8 protein-coding genes are annotated in these 7569 nt (G+C 36.4%); 5 read left to right on the plus strand and 3 right to left on the minus strand.

The features are described from left to right. Positions 1 to 142 precede the first annotated feature (142 nt). Together BBS29_RS07945 and BBS29_RS07950 are read left to right on the plus strand one after the other, a co-directional pair. Positions 143 to 505 carry a hypothetical protein gene (locus BBS29_RS07945; RefSeq protein WP_143861283.1) on the plus strand — a complete coding sequence of 121 codons (363 nt, stop codon included), beginning with the start codon at positions 143 to 145 and terminating at the stop codon, positions 503 to 505. A gap of 289 nt (positions 506 to 794) precedes the next feature. Further along, entirely contained in the window at positions 795 to 1463 is a 669-nt protein-coding gene (locus BBS29_RS07950; protein ID WP_068131149.1) for an RluA family pseudouridine synthase, read from the plus strand. An 11-nt stretch (positions 1464 to 1474) separates the two neighbouring features. Here BBS29_RS07950 and BBS29_RS07955 read toward each other — a convergent pair whose 3' ends face one another. Next, positions 1475 to 2326, minus strand: coding sequence for a DUF4097 family beta strand repeat-containing protein (locus BBS29_RS07955; RefSeq protein ID WP_068131154.1), 852 nt, complete (start codon positions 2324 to 2326; stop codon positions 1475 to 1477). Positions 2327 to 2398: 72 nt separating this feature from the next. On the opposite strand from BBS29_RS07955, the gene BBS29_RS07960 reads away from it, so the two are divergent. From BBS29_RS07960 to BBS29_RS07970, 3 genes are all read left to right on the plus strand, one after another. Beyond that, positions 2399 to 3907: an amidase family protein gene (locus BBS29_RS07960; protein WP_068131157.1), complete on the plus strand. Its 1509-nt coding sequence runs from the start codon at positions 2399 to 2401 to the stop codon at positions 3905 to 3907. A 65-nt stretch (positions 3908 to 3972) separates the two neighbouring features. Further along, entirely contained in the window at positions 3973 to 4551 is a 579-nt protein-coding gene (locus tag BBS29_RS07965) for a xanthine phosphoribosyltransferase (protein ID WP_068131161.1), read from the plus strand. Next, entirely contained in the window at positions 4551 to 5873 is a 1323-nt protein-coding gene (locus BBS29_RS07970; RefSeq protein WP_068131164.1) for a nucleobase:cation symporter-2 family protein, read from the plus strand. The genes BBS29_RS07965 and BBS29_RS07970 overlap by 1 nt, the downstream gene beginning before the upstream one ends. A gap of 478 nt (positions 5874 to 6351) precedes the next feature. Here BBS29_RS07970 and BBS29_RS08410 read toward each other — a convergent pair whose 3' ends face one another. Both BBS29_RS08410 and BBS29_RS07975 read right to left on the minus strand, forming a co-directional pair. Next, the gene (locus BBS29_RS08410; RefSeq protein WP_179853850.1) at positions 6352 to 6519 is read right to left on the minus strand and encodes a hypothetical protein; all 168 of its coding nucleotides are present in this window, start codon (positions 6517 to 6519) and stop codon (positions 6352 to 6354) included. Positions 6520 to 6782: 263 nt separating this feature from the next. Then, on the minus strand, positions 6783 to 7514 hold the full coding sequence (locus BBS29_RS07975) for a hypothetical protein (RefSeq protein ID WP_068131167.1): 732 nt from the start codon (positions 7512 to 7514) through the stop codon (positions 6783 to 6785). Between the last annotated feature and the right edge of the window lie 55 nt (positions 7515 to 7569).

The raw sequence follows: 7569 nt of genomic DNA on the forward strand, positions 1-7569 counted from the left end.
TCATAATACCTTTATATTTCTTAATAATATTCAAAATTAAATATTATGTTTAAAATTAAAATTTAAGGGTATTTAAGTAATATTGAATGGAGGTGATAATAATGTTTACTAAAAAATTTGTTCATCATTTGCAATTGTTATTATGTTAACTACATCGTTTACACTTAACAATTCTTTTGTATCCGCTTCCTCTAATTATGAAAAAAATTATGATGAAATGCATTATAATACCAACAGTGAAGTGGAGCAAAATTCTGCATCTGCTGTAGCTATTTTTGTCGGTGGTGTGTTAGTAGGTTATTTAGTTGATGGTGTTATAGAATATACTACTGGACACAATGCATCATATTGGGTTGCAAATGGATTAGAGTGGGTAGAAAAAGCTCTTGTTGGTACCACTTATCCACCTGGCTACTATATCATCGTTACAAAAGAAGGTAATATGAGCGTCTGTGATTCATCAGGTAACTGTCAAATTAATGCAAATAATTTAAGTAAATTATGAGGAGTTGATTTATAATGAAAAACTCGAAGTACCTCGGTATATTCTTACTCGGTTTTCTCGTTGCATTTATTTTAATTTACTTGTTTGGAAACCCTTTAACTTAGAATAGGAGTTTATGATTGAATTCACGAAAGTTTTTTATCAAACTAAAAGTCCTTCGCACTACATAACTATTTAGAGATAGTCTCAAAATATTATGACTTGTGAAGGACTTTTTATATTTCATTCGTCTTATACTAATTATTGTGATACCGTTGAATTGAATTACTATTACAAAGAAGGTTAAACTATGACTTTAGAAATATTATACGAAGACAACCATGTCATTGCTGTAACGAAGCCGAATAATATACCGGTTCAGGCGGATGATTCGAATGATAAAGACATGCTGACGATCGTAAAAGAATATATTAAAGAAAAATACAATAAACCGGGCAATGTCTTTTTAGGTCTCGTCCATCGTCTCGACCGTCCAGTTGGTGGTGCGATTGTGTTTGCGAAAACGTCTAAAGGTGCGAGTCGCCTTTCAAATGAAATTCGTAAACAGACGTTCGAGCGCAAATACTTAACGGTCATTGAAGGCCATCTAAATAATAGCGGTACGCTTGAAGACTATTTAGTTAAAAACCGTAAGACGAACACGTCTTATGTTACGAGTAAAGATACAAAGGACGCAAAGCGCGCGGTGCTTGATTATAAAACTATCGGTGTAGATGAAGCACTCAGCCTACTCGAAGTTAAACTTCATACTGGTCGTTCACATCAAATACGCGTTCAACTTTCAAATCAAAACACTCCGATTTTCGGCGATCAGCGCTATAACAAGCTTAGTAAAGTCGGCGAACAAATCGCTTTATGGAGTTCTGAAATCAAATTTAAACATCCAACTAAAGATGAAATCATCACTGTAACTAGCCAACCGCCAAACCGCTATCCTTGGAATAGATTCACGAATTAAGTCTATTTGACTTAATTCGTGTCTATCATTAACGTACCGTAACTGACGACGAGCTTCACTTTATACTCCCCGTCTCCGAGGACCTCTCCATCTAGCGTATCGTCGTAACCTTCAATATCGAGTAATCCAAATTGCTCTTTTAACGTTAACTCGTTATTTTTAAACATCTCTTTTAACGTAACCATCGCGTTACCTGTCGCAACTTTCCCGTCGATATGTTGATCCGGATTGACATTATTTAAAACGAGCTTCCCAGTACTGACGTTAAATTTTAAATGGTTCGTATCGACGTCATCAATTCGCATCTCTCCCGTTTGGAGATAACACGTGAGCGTATCCGCTTCTACTCTCTTCACTAATACTTGCCCGACGTCATTTTTAAATTGTATATCTTTCGCTTTTATACTGTCCGCATGAATTGAACTGTAATGCTGCGTCATTTCAAGTCGCTCGATTTCTTTATCTGGTAAATAGATGTCTAATCGCGTGTTTTTATTTGCATGAGACAGCTTTAAATTCAGATGAAAAACCCCGTCTTTAATTTCATATTGAACGTTTTCCAAGTCGATATCTTTCGTTACGTTAAAATGCAAATCTTCATCGTCTGATTCATACACATAAACTGGGACAAACGTCGTCTCAAAACTAAAGTGCGTAATATCTTCATCAATCGTTAAATCTTTTTTACTATATAAATACTTTTCAGCAAGTGATTCCGGCGCACCTAATTCTTTTATCAGTGTGTCATCGTCCTCACTTTCTCTAAATCGATTCAATAACGATTCGATTATTTTATCTTGTCGTTTAGTTGGGAGGGATTGTAAATGATACTTCACAGTCCCTAAATACTCATAACGGTCCATTTCGTGGCACCTTCCTTTTTAAAACTAATTTTCTTATATATACTAGCTGTAAAGACGTAAAGGAGAATTCTCATGACATTATTTCATCACGATTCATTATACTATAGCGAAAAAGTAAAACAAAAAGAAGTCAGTGTGACAGAGCTCGTCGAGCGTGCGTTACATAATATCGAGCATTACGACGACATGAACGCTGTCGTTCATATACAAAAAGATAAAGCACTCCGTACCGCACAAGAAATGGACAAAGCGTTGAGTACTTTATCTTTAGAAGAAATAAAAGCATTGCCTCCATTTTACGGAGTGCCAATTGTCGTTAAAGACCTCGGGCAAGAAGAAGCTGGAGTACCTGCGACAAATGGTTCCTATTTATTTAAAGACTACATCGCAAAAACTTCGAGCAACTTTGTCACAAGGCTCATCGACAACGGGTTTGTCATCGTCGGACGAACAAATGTCCCAGAATTCGGGTTTAAGATGGTCACTGATTCGGACCTTTTCGGAAATTCTTACGCACCATTTGGTCGACCACTCTCTTCAGGTGGATCTAGTGGTGGCGCGGCAGCTGCGTTAAAAGCTGGACTCGTGCCTGCTGCTTCAGGGAGTGACGGTGGAGGTTCGATTCGTATTCCAGCAAGCTTTAACGGTTTAATCGGACTAAAACCGACAAGAGGACGCGTCACAAGCGGTCCGGGAAGTTATAGACAATGGCAAGGTGCGTCCATTGATTTCTTTTTAACAAAATCAGTGAGAGAAACGTACGAACTTCTAAAGATGATGGACGTCCAGCCACCTGCAGCGCCGTATATCGCTCCACCACTTAATTTACGTGAACTAACGCCACCTAAAAAGCGTTTAAAAATTGCGTATAGTGCGGAATCTCCCATTGGTTCAGAAGTAAACGATGAAGCTGTTAAAAGCTTAAAATATACAGTCGAAGTGCTTGAATCACTCGGTCACGAAGTTGTCGAAGATACTGTTTCAATAGACGGACAAAAGGCAATTCATTCATACTTCACTATGAACATGGTAGAAACTGCTTCGATGTTTAAATCTATGGAGCAAAGTTTAGGCCGTGAGATTACAAAAGACGATGTCGAACTTATCTCATACGGTATGTACTATGCAGGCTTAAAAGTACCTGGATGGATGTACACACAGTCACTTAGCTACTGGGATACGTTAAGTGAACAGTATCACCGATTTTTAGACGATAACGGCTATGACTTTTACTTAACACCAACAATGAATGGTCCGACAAAAGACATCGACGAATTCAAGCCGTCAGACGAAGCATTTAAAAAACTCGAAAATATAGAAAGTTTATCAGACGATGAAGTATCCCATATTTTTGAAGACGTCTTTAAAACGAGCAGCGCTTATAGCCCGTACACATGGACGCTCAACTTAACCGGTCAACCCGCAATTAGTCTTCCGCTATATAATACAGACGAAGGCTTACCTGTCGGAAGCATGTTTATCGCACGTAAAGGTGAAGAAGATAAATTACTACAACTCGCTTTAGAAATTGAGAACGCCGGACGCTTAGACGCGAAAGTTTTTCATCCGAAGAAGCGTTAACGATATTGTTATAAAGGGAAGAGTTTGATATTATTTATACACTAATAAATTGAATGGAGATTACTATGGACCTTTTAAAACAGCGCATATTAAATGACGGTGAAGCATTAAACGAAAATGTACTGAAAGTTGATTCATTTTTAAATCACCAAATCGATCCTCTATTAATGAAAGAAGTTGGACAAGAGTTTATTAACCGATTTGAAGACGTCGAGTTCAACAAAGTATTAACACTCGAATCTTCAGGGATCGCACCATCTGTGATGGTCGGTTTACTTTTAGATATCCCTGTCGTTTTCGGACGTAAAAGACAATCGTTAACGTTAAGCGATGACTTATATACGTCACAAGTGTTTTCATATACAAAACAAGAGACGAACACGATCGCAGTTGCGAAAAAGTTTTTAAGTAAAGATGATAAAGTACTCATCATCGATGACTTCTTAGCAAACGGTGAAGCGGCAGGTGCTCTAATTGATGTCGTTGAGCAATCCGGTGCAGAAATTGTCGGTGTTGGAATCGTCATAGAAAAGGCATTCCAAAGTGGCGGTAAAATTTTACGCGATAAAGGATACCGCGTAGAATCACTTGCACGCATCGAGTCGATGTACGATAAACAAGTCAAATTCGTAGGTGACAATTAATGGAGCAAAGACAGCATCTTAAAGATGCTTCACTCGGACTGCAACACGTACTTGCGATGTACGCAGGTGCCGTGATCGTGCCGTTAATCGTTGGTTCCTCGATTGGCCTAACGACTGCACAACTGACGTATTTAATCTCAATTGATATTATGATGTGCGGTGTCGCTACTATTTTACAAGTATGGAAAAACAAATTTATGGGAATTGGACTCCCAGTCGTACTAGGATGTGCATTTACCGCCGTCGGACCGATCATCAACATTGCAAATACATATAGTATCCAAAGTGTGTACGGGGCAATTTTATCCGCAGGGTTATTCGTCGTTATCGTCGCAAGATACTTTAGTAAACTGATAAAATTCTTCCCTCCAGTTGTAACAGGAACGGTCGTCACAATTATCGGTTTAACACTCATTCCAGTTGCTTTAAATAACCTCGCTGGAGGCCAAGGTGCAGAAGATTTCGCATCGATTGAAAATGTCTCGCTCGGATTTATAACGTTACTTATTATACTCGTCGTTTTAAAATTTGCACGCGGATTTTTCGCATCCATCGCGATATTAATTGGAATCATCGTCGGGACGATTATTGCAGCCTTTTTCGGACAAGTCGATTTATCTCCAGTAAAAGAGGCATCATGGTTACACTTACCGGTCGCCTTTTACTTCGGAACACCAGAATTCCACTTAGTACCGATACTGACGCTTATATTAGTTGCGATGGTGAGTTTAGTAGAATCTACAGGAGTCTATTTCGCGCTCGGAGATATTACTGATAAAGAAATTCGTGAAGCAGATTTAAAACGTGGATACCGTGCAGAAGGTTTTGCGATTATGCTCGGAGGACTATTTAACTCACTGCCTTATACGACATTCAGTCAAAACGTCGGACTCATTCAACTGTCTGGTGTACGTAAATTGAAAATTATTTACATCGCTGGAGTTATGCTAATGATTTTAGGGCTGATGCCAAAAATTGGAGCAGCAACACTCGCAATACCAGAATCCGTCTTAGGTGGCGCAATGATTGCGATGTTCGGAATGGTCAGTGCATACGGAATCAAAATGCTTAGCACAGTAAACTTTGAAAACCAAAATAACTTAATGGTCGTCGCGATCTCACTCGCACTCGGGCTTGGAGTCACTGCAGTACCAGACGTCTTTAGTAGTCTCCCGTCAAGTATTTCTGTTATCACAGAAAGCGGAATTGTAATGGGTAGTTTATCGGCAATCATTTTAAATATCGTATTAAACTTTAACTTAGAACCAAGCGATGAAATAAAAGATCAAATATATGAAGCGGCAGAAGATGAAGCAAAATAGAAAAAGGCACACTTTTAGAAGTGTGCCTTTTCGTATGAAATCGTTAATGAAAATTTGTTTTCGTAGACAATTTAAGTTATCGTATACGAAAAACTAAACTCGTTGACAGAGAACGAAATATCGTTAACGAGTTTTTCTATCATAGACAGTTTGAAGCATATCGTCAACGAAAATCGAAATTTCGATGATTTCGTAAACGATACTCTAATTATCATAAACACCACAAAATCTCATTGACGATAGTACCTTTATAGAGGTACGAGTATCTAATTTCGTTGACGATTCCTTTGATTCACACCAATCATCGGTAAAAATTCGCTATTCTATTTTTCGCCGTCGATACTTTCTTTATTGTCGGTGTATTAAAAACTCATCGACGATACTCCTCATAGCGTCGGCTAATTTTTTATCCGCAGACGATTCTCTTTATCTAGCTTAAAAAGATAAAAAGCACCCTCAAATACTATTTTTTATAAAGCTAATCTTTCTTATACCCAATCATCCCAGCACTTACAAAAAATAAAATCCCTGGCACGATGTAAAATAAAAATAAAAATGCACCAAGTTTTTCTGGGATAAGAGTCGCCAGCAGCATCATTACAAAGCTAATGACTAACAGTGTAAATATCGTATTTCTCATTTTCATATATTTACCCTCATAATTTTTAAAATTTTTATAGTGAATCATCAAAAGCATTTCATGAAATATTTATTATTAAACATTTGATAGAGACATTTCTAATGTTTTCAAGACATGTCCATCAAATTCATCATCATATTCATCTACAATTTTAAATCCTAGTTTCTTATAAAAATTAACCGCATTAATATTTTGGGATTATATAGAAGTGCTAAAAATAATTTAAAACTTAACACACTTTCCCCATTGATGTTGTTTCACTATTTAAATCATGAATTATAATTTTTTCTTTTACTGTACTCTCTATCTTTAACTCTTTTGAGATGGATCATCAGATTATCTCTAGTTTCATTATAAACTTCTAATAATTGAGGTGACGCCTCAGCCTTCTTATCAATTTTATTAAATAATTTAGATATTTCTTCGTTTGCTTCTTGATAAAACAATCGAATTGAATATTCTTGCGCCCCTTTTATTATTGTCAAATAAGAAAGAAATTCAGTAACTATTATATTTTTATTTAATCTTGGTTTCTCTTCAAAACACTCAAAAAACAATTCATGACAATATACAAATACTTCTTCAAGATCTTTCATATATTTATATATCCACTTACATAAATCTAATTCTTCTTTTGATAGATGCATGGCCCAATTCTCATATTCATATATTTCAAACATTTCTTGTTGGACATCCTCTCTGAAATTAGTACGTTGAATTTGTAAATATATCCTGATAATATTTTCGTTATTTAGCAACGATTTTTTTGACACTTCACTATTGAGTGCCAAATCTATAGAATCTAATGAACATTTTTCTGCATCAATTAATTCTGAACGTCTATCACTCCATAAGTTATAGATATTATCATACAATTGTACTCTCCATGATTGCCTCTCCATAAAAGTTACTAGTTTAGTGTGAATTTGATTCGCTTCAACCTTTAACTTTTTATTTTTAGTATAAAAGTCTTTAACAAAATCAACTAAAATTGACCACATGTGTTACACTCTTTCTAAAATTAATTTAAATATTGACACACATACTATTTTATAC

It is taken from the genome of Nosocomiicoccus ampullae, assembly GCF_001696685.1.
Classification (GTDB): Bacteria; Bacillota; Bacilli; order Staphylococcales; family Salinicoccaceae; genus Nosocomiicoccus; species Nosocomiicoccus ampullae_A.

Coding starts and splice junctions, on each gene's coding strand:
- BBS29_RS07945 (WP_143861283.1), top strand. CDS start 143: ATGTTAACTACATCGTTTACACTTAACAATTCTTTTGTATCCGCTTCC.
- BBS29_RS07950 (WP_068131149.1), top strand. CDS start 795: ATGACTTTAGAAATATTATACGAAGACAACCATGTCATTGCTGTAACG.
- BBS29_RS07955 (WP_068131154.1), bottom strand. CDS start 2,326: ATGGACCGTTATGAGTATTTAGGGACTGTGAAGTATCATTTACAATCC.
- BBS29_RS07960 (WP_068131157.1), top strand. CDS start 2,399: ATGACATTATTTCATCACGATTCATTATACTATAGCGAAAAAGTAAAA.
- BBS29_RS07965 (WP_068131161.1), top strand. CDS start 3,973: ATGGACCTTTTAAAACAGCGCATATTAAATGACGGTGAAGCATTAAAC.
- BBS29_RS07970 (WP_068131164.1), top strand. CDS start 4,551: ATGGAGCAAAGACAGCATCTTAAAGATGCTTCACTCGGACTGCAACAC.
- BBS29_RS08410 (WP_179853850.1), bottom strand. CDS start 6,519: ATGAAAATGAGAAATACGATATTTACACTGTTAGTCATTAGCTTTGTA.
- BBS29_RS07975 (WP_068131167.1), bottom strand. CDS start 7,514: ATGTGGTCAATTTTAGTTGATTTTGTTAAAGACTTTTATACTAAAAAT.